This is a genomic window from Flavobacterium lindanitolerans (assembly GCF_002846575.1).
Classification (GTDB): domain Bacteria; phylum Bacteroidota; class Bacteroidia; order Flavobacteriales; family Flavobacteriaceae; genus Flavobacterium; species Flavobacterium lindanitolerans.
The window spans coordinates 1,975,874-1,992,848 of record NZ_PJND01000007.1; the positions used below are offsets into that span (position 1 = coordinate 1,975,874).

The 16,975-nt window shown below is 38.4% G+C and carries 12 protein-coding genes; 9 read left to right on the forward strand and 3 right to left on the reverse strand.

From position 1 onward, the window contains the following. Nucleotides 1-6 precede the first annotated feature (6 nt). The 9 genes from B0G92_RS08795 to B0G92_RS08835 all read left to right on the forward strand — a co-directional run bounded on the left by B0G92_RS08795 (nucleotide 7) and on the right by B0G92_RS08835 (nucleotide 13,302). The gene (locus B0G92_RS08795) at nucleotides 7-1,377 is read left to right on the forward strand and encodes a glucoamylase family protein (RefSeq protein WP_101471829.1); all 1,371 of its coding nucleotides are present in this window, start codon (nucleotides 7-9) and stop codon (nucleotides 1,375-1,377) included. A gap of 1 nt (nucleotide 1,378) precedes the next feature. Next, nucleotides 1,379-2,077, forward strand: coding sequence for a carboxylesterase family protein (locus B0G92_RS08800; protein WP_101471830.1), 699 nt, complete (start codon nucleotides 1,379-1,381; stop codon nucleotides 2,075-2,077). A gap of 26 nt (nucleotides 2,078-2,103) precedes the next feature. Beyond that, nucleotides 2,104-4,347: a beta-glucosidase BglX gene (gene bglX / locus B0G92_RS08805; protein WP_056070843.1), complete on the forward strand. Its 2,244-nt coding sequence runs from the start codon at nucleotides 2,104-2,106 to the stop codon at nucleotides 4,345-4,347. Nucleotides 4,348-4,438: 91 nt separating this feature from the next. Next, complete coding sequence (locus B0G92_RS08810; RefSeq protein ID WP_101471831.1) at nucleotides 4,439-6,526, forward strand: glycoside hydrolase family 97 protein; 2,088 nt, start codon at nucleotides 4,439-4,441, stop codon at nucleotides 6,524-6,526. 9 nt (nucleotides 6,527-6,535) lie between these two features. Continuing rightward, nucleotides 6,536-8,326 (forward strand): discoidin domain-containing protein, encoded by a 1,791-nt coding sequence (locus tag B0G92_RS08815; protein ID WP_101471832.1) that lies wholly within the window; start codon nucleotides 6,536-6,538, stop codon nucleotides 8,324-8,326. 193 nt (nucleotides 8,327-8,519) lie between these two features. Next, nucleotides 8,520-10,355: an MFS transporter gene (locus tag B0G92_RS08820; protein ID WP_101471833.1), complete on the forward strand. Its 1,836-nt coding sequence runs from the start codon at nucleotides 8,520-8,522 to the stop codon at nucleotides 10,353-10,355. A gap of 77 nt (nucleotides 10,356-10,432) precedes the next feature. Continuing rightward, on the forward strand, nucleotides 10,433-11,344 hold the full coding sequence (locus B0G92_RS08825) for an EamA family transporter (protein ID WP_101471834.1): 912 nt from the start codon (nucleotides 10,433-10,435) through the stop codon (nucleotides 11,342-11,344). Between the two features lie 27 nt (nucleotides 11,345-11,371). Then, entirely contained in the window at nucleotides 11,372-12,496 is a 1,125-nt protein-coding gene (locus B0G92_RS08830; RefSeq protein ID WP_101471835.1) for a cysteine desulfurase family protein, read from the forward strand. 170 nt (nucleotides 12,497-12,666) lie between these two features. Beyond that, the gene (locus B0G92_RS08835) at nucleotides 12,667-13,302 is read left to right on the forward strand and encodes a porin family protein (RefSeq protein WP_101471836.1); all 636 of its coding nucleotides are present in this window, start codon (nucleotides 12,667-12,669) and stop codon (nucleotides 13,300-13,302) included. Nucleotides 13,303-13,428: 126 nt separating this feature from the next. Here the strand turns inward: B0G92_RS08835 and lpdA are convergent, their stop codons facing one another. The 3 genes from lpdA to B0G92_RS08850 form a co-directional block, all read right to left on the reverse strand. Beyond that, nucleotides 13,429-14,817, reverse strand: a complete 1,389-nt coding sequence (lpdA, locus tag B0G92_RS08840; protein WP_101471837.1) for a dihydrolipoyl dehydrogenase — start codon at nucleotides 14,815-14,817, stop codon at nucleotides 13,429-13,431. A 102-nt stretch (nucleotides 14,818-14,919) separates the two neighbouring features. Further along, on the reverse strand, nucleotides 14,920-15,204 hold the full coding sequence (locus tag B0G92_RS08845; RefSeq protein WP_101471838.1) for a hypothetical protein: 285 nt from the start codon (nucleotides 15,202-15,204) through the stop codon (nucleotides 14,920-14,922). Nucleotides 15,205-15,214: 10 nt separating this feature from the next. Then, nucleotides 15,215-16,963 carry an ABC transporter ATP-binding protein gene (locus B0G92_RS08850; RefSeq protein WP_101471839.1) on the reverse strand — a complete coding sequence of 583 codons (1,749 nt, stop codon included), beginning with the start codon at nucleotides 16,961-16,963 and terminating at the stop codon, nucleotides 15,215-15,217. Between the last annotated feature and the right edge of the window lie 12 nt (nucleotides 16,964-16,975).

Consider the following 16,975-nt stretch of genomic DNA (forward strand, 5'->3'; position numbering starts at 1 on the left):
CTATTGATGAAATACCTATTTTTTATATTTCTAATATTTGCAAGTTGTGGTTCAAACGAATCGTCTCCAAAAGGAGACGATTCGTCCACACCTGCAACCCCAACACCGTTGACTGATGAACAATTAGTAGATGCGGTTGAAAAACAGACATTTAAATATTTCTGGGATTTTGCCGAGCCAAACTCAAAATTGGCAAGGGAAAGATACCATCCGGATGGTAATTATCCGGAAAATGATTCCAATATTGTTACCACAGGAGGTTCCGGTTTTGGACTGATGTCAATAATTGCAGCAACTTCCAGAAACTATGTTTCCAGAAGTGAAGCCGTATCCCGATTGAATACAATTGCAGATTTTCTTGCCAGTGCCGACCGTTTTTACGGAGCATGGCCTCATTGGATGGATGGAACTACGGGCAGAGTAAAGCCTTTTGGACAAAAAGACAATGGTGGTGATTTGGTAGAAACAGCTTTTTTATGTCAGGGAATGATTTGCGTACGCGAATTTTTCAAAGATGGTACCGCCGAAGAAAAAGCCCTGGCACAGAAATTCGACAATTTATGGAAAGGTGTTGATTGGAATTGGTACAGAAACAACCAGAATGTTTTGTATTGGCACTGGTCGCCTGATTATGCATGGGAAATGAACTTTCCTTTGGAAGGTTATAATGAATGCCTGATTACTTATGTTCTTGCAAGTGCGTCGCCAACACATGGCATAACTCCGGAGGCTTATCATAAAGGATGGGCAAGAAACGGAGGAATCGTTTCGTCTGCAACAAAATATGGAATTCCTTTATTACTAAAGCATAATGGTGCTGAACAGGCCGGAGGACCTTTGTTCTGGGCACACTATTCTTATTTGGGCTTAGACCCGAGACAGCTAACAGACCAATATGCTAATTATTGGGATGTCAATGTCAATCATTCAAAAATCAATTATAAATATTGTGTTGAAAATCCTGGGAATTTTGCAGGATATGGCCCGAATTATTGGGGATTAACAGCTTCCTATTCCAGAAATCCCGATGGAAGTATTGGCTATAACGCACATATGCCAAGCAACGATTTAGGAATCGTATCGCCTACGGCAGCTATAAGTTCTATAGTGTATACTCCAACAGAATCATTAGCAGCGATGCGCAATTTTTATGAAAACTACAGCGGACAGTTATGGGGTCCGGCAGGTTTTTACGATGCCCACAGCAAGCATTACGGATGGACAGCTAACAGATATCTGGCAATTGACCAGGGGCCAATGGTGGTTATGCTGGAGAACTACCGTTCAGGATTGCTTTGGAGTTTATTTATGAATGCACCGGAAGTGCGACAAGGTTTGGTAAATCTTGGATTCCATTCCGGACAACACGGATTTTAAAATGAAAATAAAACTGGCTTTATTGGGGTTATTGGTGTCCGGTATTTCTTTTGCTCAAAAAGACATTACCGGAGCAATTTCTGTCGAAATTACCCAAAAAAGCGAATTAAATTATGCCCTGCATATCCCCAAAAATACAAAAGGAAAGAAACCGCTCATGGTCTTTCTCCACGGTTCAGGAGAACGAGGTTCAGATATTGAAAAGGTTAAAATGCACGGCCCTTTCAAATACCTGAAAAATAATGAATTGGATAGTTACGTTCTCGCGCCACAATGTCCTGACAATGAATATTGGAACGCAGAAGTCTTATATAAATTGATACAAAAAATCCAAAAAGAAAACAATATAGATTCCAACAGAATTTATCTTACAGGTTTGAGTATGGGAGCCTGGGGAGCCTGGAATCTGGCCTTTGCTCATCCCGAAATGTTTGCCGCACTGGTGCCCATTGCAGGATTTGTTGACAGGGTGCCTATGATGGAAAATTGCAAGATTAAGGATATTCCAACACGTATTTTCCATGGACTGGTAGATGATGTTGTAGATGTGAATTATTCGATAGCCATCTACAAAAAACTAAAAACATGTAGCAAAGACATTCATCTGACCATTTTCGATGATGCCAATCACGACAGTTGGAGCAGAGTATATGACAACAAAGAAATTTATGACTGGATGCTGGAACAGCAGAAGCAATAAACAAATTTCCCTAAATAAATATCATAATGAAATTTAAAACAGTAGTACTATTATTATTAGCAGGTTCGCTTACAGCTAATGCCCAAAAGGACAAAAAGAAGAGCGCAATTAAGCCCAAAAAAGAATTTGTTTCAGAGCTGATGGCTAAAATGACAATTGATGAAAAAATTGGCCAGCTTGTACAGTTTACGGCAGATGGAACCATAACCGGACCAGCCGCCGGAGATAATTTTATCGAACAAATCAAAAAAGGGAATGTAGGTTCTATATTGAATGCGACTACCGTAAAATATACAGCCGAACTTCAAAAGATGAATCTCGATAATTCAAGATTGAAAATTCCGTTACTTTTTGGATATGATGTTATCCATGGCTATAAAACTATTTTCCCAATTACTCTTGGTGAATCAGCTACTTGGGATTTGAATGCTGTGGAATTGGCAGCCAAAATTTCTGCTGCAGAAGCTGCCGCAGGAGGCGTTCACTGGACTTTTTCACCAATGGTAGATATTTCCCGTGACCCACGTTGGGGTAGGGTATCAGAAGGTGCCGGAGAAGATACCTATCTGGGTTCTAAATTAGCGATGGCTCGTGTAAGAGGTTATCAGGGGAATGACCTTTCAGCCATCAACACTATTTTGGCATGTACAAAACACTTTGCGGCTTATGGAGCTGCAGAGGCAGGACGTGATTACAATACGGTTGATATGTCAGAAAGAATGCTAAGAGAAGTTTATCTGCCGCCATTTAAGGCTACGGTTGATGCAGGAGTAAGAACTTTTATGACCTCTTTTAATGAAATTTCTGGAGTTCCGGCCACCGGAAATAAATTTCTGGTTAACGGAATATTGAAAGACGAATGGAAATTTGACGGTTTTGTTGTAACCGATTATACCGGAATGAACGAAATGATACCTCACGGCTATGCAAAAGATGAAAAACATGCGGGCGAATTGGCATTAAACGCGGGTGTTGACATGGATATGGTTGGAGGAATCTACATGAAGAACCTTAAAAAATCATTGTCTGAAGGAAAAGTTACCGAGGCGCAGATAAATGATGCCTGCCGAAGAATTTTAGAAGCAAAATACGATTTAGGCCTGTTTGAAGACCCTTACCGATATAATGATGCCAAAAGAGAGAAAGAAGTCACCTATAAAAAAGAATATCTGGAGGCCGCTTTAGATGTGGCTAACAAATCATTGGTACTGCTCAAAAACAGCAATCATACGCTACCGCTGAAAAAAGAACAGAAAGTAGCCTTTGTTGGGCCGCTAATCAGCGATGAATATAATATTATTGGTTCCTGGGCAGCATCAGGCGACAGACACGGATTTGCTGTTAGTGTTGAAGAAGGAGTAAATAAAATTATCACAGACAAAAGCAAAATCAGTTTTGCAAAAGGAGTGGAAATTCTGGATAAGAAAAGAGACATGATGCAGGCTGCCATTGACAATGCTAAAAAAGCAGATGTTATCGTTGCAGTAATGGGCGAATTCGAAAACATGACAGGAGAAGCCGCTTCACGTACCAATATAGACCTGCCTGGAATACAGAAAGAATTTTTGGCAGAATTGAAAAAACTGGGCAAACCTATCGTTTTAGTATTGCTGAATGGAAGACCGCTAACATTAGAATGGGAAGACCAAAACATGGATGCAATTCTTGAAGCCTGGTGGCCTGGAACAAGAGGAGGCGATGCTATTGCACAGACGCTTTACGGAATCAATAACCCAAGCGGAAAATTGCCAATGACTTTTCCTAGAAATGTAGGGCAGATTCCATTGTATTACAATCATAAAAACACCGGACGCCCTTATTTAGGAAAAGCAGACAATGAGCAAAAATATAAATCACGCTATATTGATGTTGACAATTCACCTTTGTATGAATTTGGTTATGGACTAAGCTATACAAAATTTACCTATTCTAATTTTAAGCTATCTGCTACCAAAATCAACTTCAATCAAAAATTAAAAGCTACAGTTGAAGTTGCCAATACAGGAAATTATGATGGAGAAGAAGTAGTTCAGCTCTATATCCGGGATAAAGTCGGGTCTGTAACCAGACCGGTAAAAGAACTAAAAGGTTTCCAGAAAATTCTCTTGAAAAAAGGAGAGAAGAAGACTGTTGAATTCGAAATTTCTTCCGAAGATTTGAAGTTCTACGGAATAGATATGCAGTTTGCCGCAGAGCCGGGAGATTTTGAAATCTTTGTTGGCGGTACATCAGCGACAGACATGAAATTGGAGTTTGAGTTAGTTAAATAATTTTTTTTGTGAGTTTTAAAAGGCCCTTTAGGTTTCTCTAAAGGGCTTTTTTCTAAATCCGATTAGCTACCTTTAGCGAAATTTATATAATATGAAAAACATCTTTACCCTGTGCCTTCTCGTATTGACGGGATTTTTAAACGCTCAGACAGTCCAGTCTCCATCCAAAGAAATTGCAGTAACCTTTAAACTAACTGCCGAAGGTCGCCCGTCCTATTCCGTAAACTATAAAAACAAACCTGTCATAAAAGAAAGTTTGTTAGGGATTGCTTTAAAAGAGACAGAAGCATTGGAAACAGGATTTGAAATAACAAATACACAAAACAAAAGCGTTGATGAAAGTTGGAAACCGGTATTAGGAGAACAATCTGTTATCCGCAATATATACAATCAGGCTGTTTTTTCACTCGTACAGAAAGCTACGGGAAGAAAGCTGGATATCGTTTTCAAAGTATACGACGAAGGTGTTGCTTTCAGGTATGAATTTCCAAAACAGGACAAGCTGAATTATTTTATCATTTCTGATGAAAAAACAGAATTTAATCTGGCAGGAAACCATAAGACATTCTGGATTCCGGGCGATTATGACAGCCAGGAATACGTATACAATGAGACAAAATTATCAGAAATTGATAACGACAAATTAAACCTGAACAATGGTATTGCCGTAAAATCTATTGGTGGCCGTTATGTCGTACAGTCGCCATTGATGATGAAATCGGCAGAGGGTCTTTATCTTAATATTTTTGAAGCTGCTGTAGTGAATTATCCGGTAATGCACCTGGATGTCAATACTTCAAACTTTAAAATAAAATCACATTTAGTACCTAACGCAATAGGTGATAAAGCATATCTCCAGGCTCCGGCTGTTTCTCCATGGCGCACGATTATAGTAAGCGATGATGCCAGAGATATTGTAGGCTCTAAAATGATTCTAAACCTGAACGAACCATCCAGAATAGAAGACACCTCATGGATTAAACCTATGAAATATGTAGGGGTTTGGTGGGAAATGCACGTTGGTGTTTCAACCTGGGATTTGAGCGGTACACAAGATGCATCTCAAAAAAGCGTAGGCAAAAAGCCGCACGGAGCAACCACAGAAAACACAAAACGCTATATTGATTTTGCTGCAAAACACGGTTTTGATGGCGTATTGGTTGAAGGCTGGAATGTAGGTTGGGAAGACTGGTTTGGAAACTGGAAAGAAGAAGTTTTTGACTTTGTGACCCCCTATCCGGATTTCGACATACAGCAAATCAGTGACTATGCAAAGTCGAAAAATGTAAAGATGATTATGCATCACGAAACTTCAGGTTCTGTTGCCAATTATGAAAGACGTTTGGACAGAGCATTGAACGTAATGAAAAAATACGGTTATCCGGCAGTTAAAACAGGTTATGTCGGGAAAATTATTCCAAGAGGAGAATTTCACGACGGTCAGAGTATGGTCAACCATTTCAATTATGTTCCGCAAAGAGCGGCAGAATATAAAATTATGGTCAATTCTCACGAATCATCACGTCCAACAGGTGTAAGCAGAACATGGCCAAACTATATTGCTGCCGAAGCGGCAAGAGGAAACGAATTCAACGGATGGAGTAACGGAAATCCGCCAACACATGAAACCATTCTTCCTTTTACACGACTTTTAGGAGGACCGATGGATTATACGCCGGGTGTTTTCGAAATCAAGATGAGCCATTACGATGCAAGTAAGACAGAACAGGTACATACTACACTTGCCAAACAACTGGCCCTCTATGTTACGATGTATTCTCCATTGCAAATGGCTTGTGACCTGCCTGAGAATTATGAAAGATATGCTGACGCTTTCCAATTCATCAAGGATGTTGCAGCAGATTGGGATGAAAGCAAATATCTGGAAGCAGAACCGGGCGATTATTTAACGGTTGCCAGAAAAGCCAAAGGAAGTGAAAACTGGTTTGTGGGTGCAATTACAGACGAAAACCCTAGAAATACCACAATTCCACTCGATTTTTTAACTCCGGGAAAAAAATATAAAGCCATTATTTATCAGGACGGAAAGACAGCACACTGGGAGAAAAACCCAATCAATTATGAAATCAAGACAATTGAAGTGACTTCAAAAAGTAAGTTAAAGCTAAATCTGGCTGCTGGTGGCGGAATAGCTATCAGTATTTTTCCGGTAAAGTAAACAATAACAATGATTTTTTTTAAAAGACAAAATTTAAAGAAAGTAACAAAAATAGTAAGTCTTGCAGGAATCTTGCTCCTTTCGGGGCAAGGTTTCTCGCAACAAAAAACCTATTGCAATCCAATTAATATTGATTACGGATATTGCCCGATTCCAAATTTTGTAACACAAGGAAAACATCGCGCAACAGCAGACCCGGTAATCACCAACTTTAAAGGCGAATATTATCTGTTTTCGACCAATCAATGGGGCTATTGGCATAGTTCCGATATGCTCAACTGGAAATTCATATCCAGAAAATTCCTCCGCCCGGAACATAAGGTTTATGACGAACTCTGTGCGCCATCGCTATCATTTGTAAATGATACGCTATTAGTAATCGGTTCGACGCATACTAAGGATTTTCCGCTATGGATGAGCAAAAATCCAAAAACAGACGATTGGAAAGAACTCGTTCATAAATCGGAAGCAGCTGCATGGGACCCGCAAATCTTCTGGGACAAAGAAAAAGATGAAGTCTATATGTATTACGGTTCCAGTAATCTGTATCCGCTGTATGGTGTGAAGTTAAACCGTAAAACCTTTCAACCCGAAGGCGAACGTATTCCGGTTTTGGCACTCAATGACGACGAACATGGCTGGGAACGGTTTGGCGAACACAACGACAATACTTTCTTACAGCCTTTTACTGAAGGTGCTTTTATGACCAAATACAAAAACAGGTACTATCTGCAATACGGAGCACCCGGAACCGAATTTAGCGGTTATGCAGATGGCGTTTATGTAGGGTCAAATCCGTTAGGACCTTTTGAATACCAATCCCATAATCCGTTTTCCTATAAACCCGGAGGATTTGCAAGAGGAGCAGGGCACGGAGCTACCTATCAGGACATCAATAATGACTATTGGCACGTATCTACAATTGTAATTTCAACAAAGAATAATTTTGAAAGACGAATAGGAATCTGGCCCGCCGGTTTTGATGAAGATGGAATATTATATTCCAATACGGCTTATGGCGATTATCCGACTTTTCTTCCTTCACAGAAAAAGAACCATTTACAGGAAAGCTTTTCAGGATGGATGCTTTTAAATTACAATAAACCGGTTCAGGTTTCTTCTACCCTGGGAGGTTTTCAGCCTAATTTTAGTAATGACGAAGACATCAAGACGTATTGGTCTGCTAAAACGGGTGCTAAAGGCGAATACCTGATTTCTGATTTGGGAGAAAAATCGACAATTCATGCCATACAAATCAACTTTGCAGACCAGGATGTGGAACTGATGGGCAAACCGGAAACTACAACAGGGCATAAGTACATTATCTATTCTTCAAATGATGGTAAAAACTGGAAAATAGCTGTCGATAAAAGCAAAAATACTAAAGACGTGCCCCATGATTATATGGAATTGGAAAAGCCAATTACTGCACGGTATTTAAAAGTAGAAAACATCCAAATGCCAACAGGGAAATTTGCCATCAGCGGTTTCAGGATATTTGGAAAAGGAGCAGGGCAGAAGCCAGATGCAGTACAAAACTTTGCTCCGTTACGTGCCGAAGCCAGAAAAAAAGGAGAGCGAAGAAGTGTCTGGTTCAAATGGCAACAGGAGCCTAATGCAGATGGATATGTCATTTATTTCGGAAAATCGCCTGAAAAACTGTACGGTTCAATAATGGTATATGGCAAAAATGAATACTATTTCAGCGGATTAGACCGTTCTGATGCCTATTATTTTCAGATTGAAGCTTTCAACAGTAACGGGATAGGTCCTAAATCCGAAATAAAAAAATCAGAATAAAAAAAACTTTGTGAAAAAGATTACGCAAACGTTGTATTTTGATTAAAAAACGACTTAAGAAATCGTTTTCGTTAATAACTAAATCGTAATCTGTTGCAAGGTGTTTTCATATAAATGTATATTTATCAAAAATTAATTGTTTTTATTAAATAGAATCCTATTTTTTATTGCTTTAACTAAACTATCTTAATAAATGAGTTCAGAAACTAAAACAAATTATCCTGCGCTGTATACGCTGATTACAGTATTTTTCTTCTGGGGATTTATTGCTGCCGGAAACAGCATTTTTATTCCTTTCTGTAAAAACTATTTTTCGTTAGACCAGTTTCAATCACAGCTGATTGATTTTGCTTTCTATACTGCATATTATCTGGGAGCGTTGCTGCTTTTTATTTTCGGAGCCGTGAACGGAAAAGACCTGGTTGGCAAATGGGGATATAAAAGAAGTATTGTTTACGGATTGCTATTTTCTGCCTTAGGAGCCGGAGCCATGATTGTTGCGGTAGAAGCGAATGTATATGCAGGAATGTTGGTAGGTTTGTTTATAGTTGCCTTAGGATTCTCATTGCAGCAAACAGCAGCAAACCCATTTGCTGTTTTATTGGGTGACCCGAAAACGGGTACCAGCCGTCAAAACCTTGCAGGTGGTATTAACTCTTTCGGAACGACAATCGGGCCAATTGTTGTTGGTTTTGCTTTGTTTGGAACGGCAGCAGCAGTAAGTGATGAACAGATTAAAGGATTAGGTTTGGATAAAGTAATCCTGTTATATGTAGGAGTGGGAATCTTATTCTTGATAGCAGCAAGCGTTTTCTTCTTCTCGAAAAAACTTCCATCCGGAATTTCGGACGAGCCAATGGAAAAAGCAAATAAAGCGATGACTACTTTAATTGTCATGACGGGTCTTTTGGCCATAATGTTTGCGCCCGTTTTCAACAGCTATAATTCACCGGAAGCAAAAAAGATAGTTGAAATTGAAAAGTCAATCGAACCTATAACGAAAGACATCAAAAAATTAAGCGATAATCTGGTAAAGATTAAAAAAGATAAAGTGCTTACTGAAGAAGAAAAAAATACAGCTTCCGAATCAATCAAAAGCGAAATCAAAGTATTGGAATTGAGTGTTGAACCACAGCATAAAGAAATTCAGGAAATCAGACACCCGCTTGAAAAATACAGAATGTATTGGCTGTCTGGCGCTTTATTGGTAATCGTGGGCGGGCTTTTATTCGCAAACCGAAGCGCACAAAAGAAAAACGAAGGCTGGGGTGCCATGAAATACCCGCAGTTGGTTTTAGGAATGCTGGCTATTTTCACCTATGTAGGAGTTGAGGTTGCTGTAGGAAGTAACCTGGGAGAACTATTGAAACTGCCTGAATTTGGAAGTTTCCAATCATCGGAAATCGCACCTTATATCTCAATGTACTGGGGAAGTTTGATGATTGGCCGTTGGGCAGGAGCTATCAGTGTTTTTAACCTGTCTGCAAGCAAAAGAAAACTAGCCCTTATTATTGTTCCATTGATAGCCTTTTCGGTTATTATTGGCGTAAATACATTGGCGCAGCAAGATATGACCTCACTATACTATTATGTAATCTGTGTGTTATTGCAGGTTTTGGTTTTCTTCCTAAGCAAGAACAAACCGGCCAGAACATTAATCTTATTTGGACTAATGGGTGTTACTGCCATGCTGATTGGATTGTTCTCTACGGGAACCGTTGCAATCTACGCTTTCCTTGCAGGAGGTTTGGCTTGTAGTATTATGTGGCCGTCTATCTTTACATTATCAATTACGGGTCTTGGAAAATACACAGCTCAAGGGTCGGCTTTCCTGGTAATGATGATTTTAGGAGGAGGAATTATCCCGCCAATTCAAGGAAAATTATCAGATATTATCGGAATACACGCTTCGTATGTAATACCGGTAATCTGTTTCTCCTACCTTACATTCTTTGCGATAGCCGTAAAAGGAATACTGAAGAGGCAGAATATTGACGTCGACGCCATTGAAGCCGAAGGAGCCCATTAATTTATTCTTAATGAATTCATAATAACGAATCCGAAGCAGATTGTATTTCCTACATTTGCTTCGGATTTTTACTTCTCATGAGACTTTCAAAATATTATCTGGCAGCCATTACAGCTTTTGTAATCTGGGGATTCTTTAGTTTGGCTTTAAAGCCGTTACACCTATATCCATCACTGGACATTCTATTTTACAGGGTATTCCTATGTGTCGTTCTCATGATGGGAATCAATCTCCTTTTTAGAAAAAAGACTTTAAAGGAAACAAAGGAAAATTTCAGGCTGATGTCGGCAACCCAAAAGAGAAATGTCGTACTCCTGACTTTGGGAGGTTCTTTGCTGTTGTCTGCCAACTGGTTTTTCTTTATCTATGTCATGAACCACGTGAGTGTCAAGGCTGCATCTTTTGCCTATCTGGTTTGTCCGATACTCACCACCGTTTTTGCCTATTTTATACTGAAGGAAAAACTAAACAAATGGCAATGGACAGCGGTAGGCTTGAGTATTTTTAGCTGTGTTCTGTTGTCGTTTAATCATTTTATGGATATTTTTTACAGCCTGATAGTAGCTGCTACCTATGCTTTGTATCTGGTTTCACAAAGAAAAAATACAGCAATTGACAAATTTTTACTGCTTACATTACAACTGACAACCACAGCAATTATCCTATTGCCTTTCTATCCGTTTTATAGTTCAGAAGTACCAACGGCCTTTAATTTTTACTTTTATCTGGTTATCATAGTGGTTTTGTTTACTATTATTCCGCTATTCCTGAATTTATACGCACTGAAAGGAGTCAATTCGTCAACAGTCGGAATATTGCTTTATATCAATCCGCTGATTAATTTTTTCCTTGCCATTTTTTATTACAAGGAAGAAATTACGACGTTCCAGATTATTGCCTATTCCTTAATACTACTGTCGATTATTATTTTTAACAGCAAGCACATCTTTAAACCGAAAACAAAAGAACTACAGCCTAAAGATGTATAATTCATTTTATATCCCGATTTTTGCATCATGAAAAAAGTTTATCTTGATAATGCTTCTACAACAGCGCTACGACCTGAAGTTATTCAGGAAATAACGCATGTCCTGCAGGAAGAATATGGAAATCCGTCTTCAACACACAGTTTTGGCAGGTCGGCTAAAAACATATTGGAATCGTCAAGAAAATTGATTGCAAAGCAATTGAACGCATCAGCACAGGAAATAATTTTTACTTCCGGAGGTACAGAAGCAAATAACTGGATTCTCCGTTCGGCAATAAAAGATTTAAAAGTAAAAAGAATTATCACGAGCAAGATTGAGCATCATGCAGTACTTAATACGGTTTTGGCCTTACAGACAGAATATGGCGTTGAAGTAGACTTTGTCAATCTGAATTCAAAAGGAGAGGCAGACATCAATAATTTGGTAGAATTGCTTTCTCAGGATAAGCCCACGTTGGTTACCTTGATGCATGTAAACAATGAAACAGGAACTGTTTTAGATATAGAAAAAGTAGCCCGGTTGTGTAAGCAATACAATGCACTTTTTCATTCAGATACGGTACAGTCTGTTGGCAAGACAGAAATTGACCTTCAAAAAGCAGAAGTTGATTTTATTGTTGCCAGCGCCCATAAATTTCATGGGCCAAAAGGTATAGGTTTTGCTTTTATAAGAAAAAATCCGGGCATAAACCCAATGATTTTTGGAGGCGAACAGGAAAAAGGACTTCGCGCCGGAACAGAAGGCGTACATAATATTGCCGGTATGGCAAAAGCACTGGAGATTTCCTATGTAAATTTAGAGGCAGAAAGAAGGCAAATCCAAGACCTAAAAGATTATTTTGTAGAGAAGCTGCAAACTAATTTTCCGGATTTTAAAATAAATGGAAACCCGGAAGGTTTCTATAACATCATCAATGTTTTATTGCCATTTTCTGATGAAAAGACCGCTATGATTCTTTTTAATCTTGATATGAAAGGGATAGCTGTTTCCAGAGGTAGTGCCTGTCAATCGGGAAGTATCAAACCATCACATGTATTAAAAGAAATGCTTTCTGAAGAAGATTTGAAAAAACCTAGCCTAAGAATTTCATTTAGTCATTTTAATACGCAGGAAGACATAGACTTGCTGATTGAAGCCTTAAAAACAGTTTAATATTGTTAAAAACCAAATCTGAAATCTTATTTTTTACCACAGATTACAGGATTATAAAATTTTTTATTTACGAAGTCCAAAATCTTCAATCTGAAATCTAAAATCCAAAATCTCAAATCTTTAACACCAGATTCTAATTATTTCTCTAAGTTTGTGTAAAAACAAACTTTATGAAACGAGTAATAATTACTTCGATGGCCATTTTGGGCTTTATCGTTACTTCCTCCGCACAAAATAAAGGAAAAATAGAAATCGGGCTTAACGCTGGCTTAAATTCATCTAATGCGAGTACAGGATATGATTCTGCTGACCCAAGCATAGGTTTTAATTTTGGAGCTTCAGCCGATTATTACTTTTCTAATAGCTGGAGTCTTAAAGCAAAATTAATATACGACAGAAAAGGATGGGATAATGACCTTATTCAGGTTTCTGACCAATTTGACCCTGTAGTTCGTTATGCGAGTACAGATATTAATTTAGATTATCTTACGGTTCCTTTAATGGCCAGCTGGCATTTTGGTAACAGAAAGAACTGGTACCTGAACTTTGGCCCTTACATAGGCTTTTTAATGAATGCCAAAGAAACAAGGTTTGATTCTGACATCAAGGAAAGTTTTAATAAGGTAGATGGCGGACTTGCCTTTGGACTTGGTGTAAAAATTCCGGTATCAGACAAGTTTAAAGTTTTTATCGAATATGAAGGACAGGGTGGTATGGCAGAGCTATTTAAATATAATGATTATGATGATACTATTATGAACGCCAGAAGCTCCCTTAATGTGGGTATAAACTTTTTGCTTTATTAAGTGAAGCAGTAGGCAGTAAGCAGTAGGCAGTACTCAGAAATCAGAAAACAAATTCATAAAAAAAACCGTTTTGAAATCCAAAACGGTTTTTTTATTATCTAAATCTAAAATCTCAAATCAAAAATCCTACAAATGTATCACTTCACCATAAGCATCAGCTGCAGCTTCCATAATTGCCTCGCTCATAGTTGGGTGAGGGTGGATAGACTTGATGATTTCATGGCCTGTAGTTTCTAATTTTCTGGCAACAACTGCTTCAGCAATCATATCAGTTACACCGGAACCAATCATGTGGCATCCTAACCATTCTCCATATTTAGCATCAAAAATAACTTTTACGAAACCATCAGGAGTTCCGGCAGCTTTTGCCTTACCTGAAGCAGAGAAAGGAAACTTACCAATTTTCAATTCGTAACCTTTTTCACGTGCCTGTTTTTCTGTTAAACCAACAGAAGCGATTTCAGGTGTAGCATACGTACAACCAGGAACATTTCCATAATCGATTGGCTCTACGTGAAGGCCGGCAATTTTTTCAACACAAAGAATTCCTTCAGCTGAAGCTACGTGTGCCAATGCCTGACCAGGAACTACATCACCAATAGCATAATAGCCAGGAATGTTGGTTTGGTAGTAAGGGTTCACTACAATTTTATCTCTGTCTGTTGCGATTCCAACTTCTTCAAGTCCTATGTTTTCAATGTTTGATTTAATTCCAACAGCAGAAAGCACAATATCAGCCTCAAGGATTTCTTCTCCTTTTGAAGTTTTTACGGTAGCTTTTACGCCATTTCCGGAAGTATCTACTTTTTCAACAGAAGCATTTGTCATAATCTTGATACCGGCTTTTTTCAAAGAACGCTCAAATTGTTTTGAGATATCTTCGTCCTCAACCGGAACAATGTTTGGCATAAACTCAACAATGGTAACTTCAGTTCCCATAGCATTGTAGAAATGTGCAAACTCAACTCCAATAGCTCCTGAACCAACAACAATCATTGATTTTGGTTGCTCAGACAATGACATAGCCTGACGGTAGCCAATTACTTTTTTACCATCTTGAGGAAGGTTTGGCAATTCGCGGGAACGTGCTCCGGTAGCAATGATAATATGGTCTGCAGAATATTCTGTCGTTTTTCCGTCTTTTCCAACAACATCAATCTTTTTTCCAGGTTTTACTTTTCCGGTACCTTCAATAACATCAATCTTGTTTTTCTTCATCAGGAACTGGATGCCTTTGCTCATTCCGTCAGCAACACCACGCGAACGTGAAATGACAGCATTAAAATCCTTGTCAAATTTTTCAACAGTCAAACCGTAGTCAGAAGCATGTTTTAGGTAATCAAAAACCTGTGCTGATTTTAATAATGCCTTAGTTGGAATACATCCCCAGTTCAAGCAGATACCGCCAAGGTTTTCTTTTTCGATAATGGCGACTTTAAAGCCTAATTGCGCTGCTCTGATGGCTGTTACATAACCTCCGGGACCGCTTCCTAAAACAATGATATCGTATTTCATTAGAGTATAATTTTTTCTTGTTATTTAAGAGTACGAAAATAATTAATTATTTGGTTATGGAAAAGTTTCGCTCTTGCAAAGTTTCCACAACTGCTGTTAGTATCAATTTTTCTTTTTTGTCACAATTCTTATAAAAGCATACAAAGCCAGAGTTTGTAGCGTAACATTTATGAACACGAGCATAAACCCGAAACCCTCGGAGCCAACAGCATAAAACGGATAGGTTTTGTCAATCAGATAAATCGGAAAACTGAGAAAAATAATAATCAGATTGGAGAGATTGACTAAGAACCTGCTTGAAGACTCCTGAATGATATAAGTACAGGAAATACCAATAACTATTTCAAGAATAATGACAATAAAAAGAAGTTTGAAGAATAATTTCATGAGTTGGGTATTAGCTCTCTACTGCAAACTGTGAGTAGTATAGGTTTTTGTAATAACCTTCTGCCTTGTTAATCAGCTCGTAATGTGTTCCCTGTTCTACTACTTTTCCTTTTTCCATGACAATAATCTTATCGGCATTCACAATAGTTGCCAATCGGTGGGCAATCACAATTGAAGTTCTGCCTTTCGTAATGGTTTCCGTAGCCTTTTGAATCAATTCTTCAGAATAGGAATCAATAGACGAAGTAGCCTCATCAAGAATCAGTATACTCGGATTGCTTACAAAAGCCCTTAAGAAAGCAATAAGCTGTCGCTGTCCGGAAGAAAGCATTACACCACGTTCTTTTACATTATAATCATAACCATGCGGCAATGTCATTATAAAATCATGCACGCCAATTTCTTTTGCAGCACGGATGACATCTTCTCTTGAAATATCCGGATGCTCAAGGGTAATATTGTTGTGAATCGTATCGGCAAAAAGAAATACATCCTGAAGCACCACGGCAATCTGGTTTCTAAGGCTTTTTAAAGTAAAATCTTTTATATTGGTACCGTCAATCAGTATTTCACCTCCGTTAATTTCATAAAAACGGTTCAGCAGGTTTATAATTGTCGATTTTCCTGCTCCGGTAGCTCCAACGATAGCAATAGTTTCTCCTTCTTTGACATGAATATTGATGCCTTTCAGAACTTCTTCTTTACCGGTATAGCTGAAATGTACATTTTTAAAATCGATATTGCCTTTAAAAGTAGGAGCCGTAACTTTTCCTTTATCCTGAATATGTCCTTCCATATCCAAAACTTCAAAAACACGGTTCGCAGCAATCATACCCATCTGCATTTCATTGAATTTATCCGCAATCTGGCGTAAAGGATTGTAAAGCATCCCGATAAACATAGTATAAGAGAATAAATCTCCAAAGGTCGTCGTTCCGTTTGCTGCTACGATGTTCATTCCACCATACCAAACAACCAGGCCAAGAGAAATAGACGAAACAATATCTGCAATCGGGAAAAATATAGAGTTGTACCAAACGTTTTTAATCCAGGCTTTTTTATGCTTGTCGTTGATTACTTTGAATTTTTCATATTCGATATCTTCTCTCGAAAATAGCTGTACGATTTTCATTCCGGTAACACGTTCCTGTACAAAAGTGTTGAGGTTAGCAATCTGCGTTCTCACTTCTTCAAAAGCCACCTGCATTTTTTTCTGGAAAACGCGTGTAGCATAAACCAGTACCGGCATGGCGCACATCACAATAATAGTAAGTTTCCAGTTCATGTAGAACATAAAAAGCAATACGACTACCATTTTCAGCAGGTCACTTATAATCATAAACAACCCCTGACTAAAGATTTTTGAAATGGATTCAATATCAAAAACGGAACGCGTTACCAGTTTCCCGACCGGCTCATTGTCAAAATATTTCATTTTGAAACTCATCATATGGCCGAAGAGTTTTACACGGATATCTCTGATGATATCTTGTCCGAGCCAATTGGCAAGGAAAACGAAATAAAATTGCGAAACGACCTCAATAATCAAGGCCCCTGCCATTAATAAGATAAAGTATAATAGTCCGGTAGCGTCTTCCGGTTGTATGTAACTGTCAACGGTACGTTTTAATAAAAAAGGACGGAGCGCGGCAAAAACCGACAAAGTAACCGCAAAGAAAATAACCCAGTAATACCGGGTTTTGTACGGTTTGGTATACTCCATTATTCGTTTAAATATTTTGGTATCAGATGCTTTCATTTCTTTTTTCGA

Bases quoted from the DNA above. Each gene is read 5' to 3' on its own strand.
- B0G92_RS08795 (WP_101471829.1), top strand. From the start codon at position 7: ATGAAATACCTATTTTTTATATTTCTAATATTTGCAAGTTGTGGTTCA.
- B0G92_RS08800 (WP_101471830.1), top strand. From the start codon at position 1,379: ATGAAAATAAAACTGGCTTTATTGGGGTTATTGGTGTCCGGTATTTCT.
- bglX (WP_056070843.1), top strand. From the start codon at position 2,104: ATGAAATTTAAAACAGTAGTACTATTATTATTAGCAGGTTCGCTTACA.
- B0G92_RS08810 (WP_101471831.1), top strand. From the start codon at position 4,439: ATGAAAAACATCTTTACCCTGTGCCTTCTCGTATTGACGGGATTTTTA.
- B0G92_RS08815 (WP_101471832.1), top strand. From the start codon at position 6,536: ATGATTTTTTTTAAAAGACAAAATTTAAAGAAAGTAACAAAAATAGTA.
- B0G92_RS08820 (WP_101471833.1), top strand. From the start codon at position 8,520: ATGAGTTCAGAAACTAAAACAAATTATCCTGCGCTGTATACGCTGATT.
- B0G92_RS08825 (WP_101471834.1), top strand. From the start codon at position 10,433: ATGAGACTTTCAAAATATTATCTGGCAGCCATTACAGCTTTTGTAATC.
- B0G92_RS08830 (WP_101471835.1), top strand. From the start codon at position 11,372: ATGAAAAAAGTTTATCTTGATAATGCTTCTACAACAGCGCTACGACCT.
- B0G92_RS08835 (WP_101471836.1), top strand. From the start codon at position 12,667: ATGAAACGAGTAATAATTACTTCGATGGCCATTTTGGGCTTTATCGTT.
- lpdA (WP_101471837.1), bottom strand. From the start codon at position 14,817: ATGAAATACGATATCATTGTTTTAGGAAGCGGTCCCGGAGGTTATGTA.
- B0G92_RS08845 (WP_101471838.1), bottom strand. From the start codon at position 15,204: ATGAAATTATTCTTCAAACTTCTTTTTATTGTCATTATTCTTGAAATA.
- B0G92_RS08850 (WP_101471839.1), bottom strand. From the start codon at position 16,963: ATGAAAGCATCTGATACCAAAATATTTAAACGAATAATGGAGTATACC.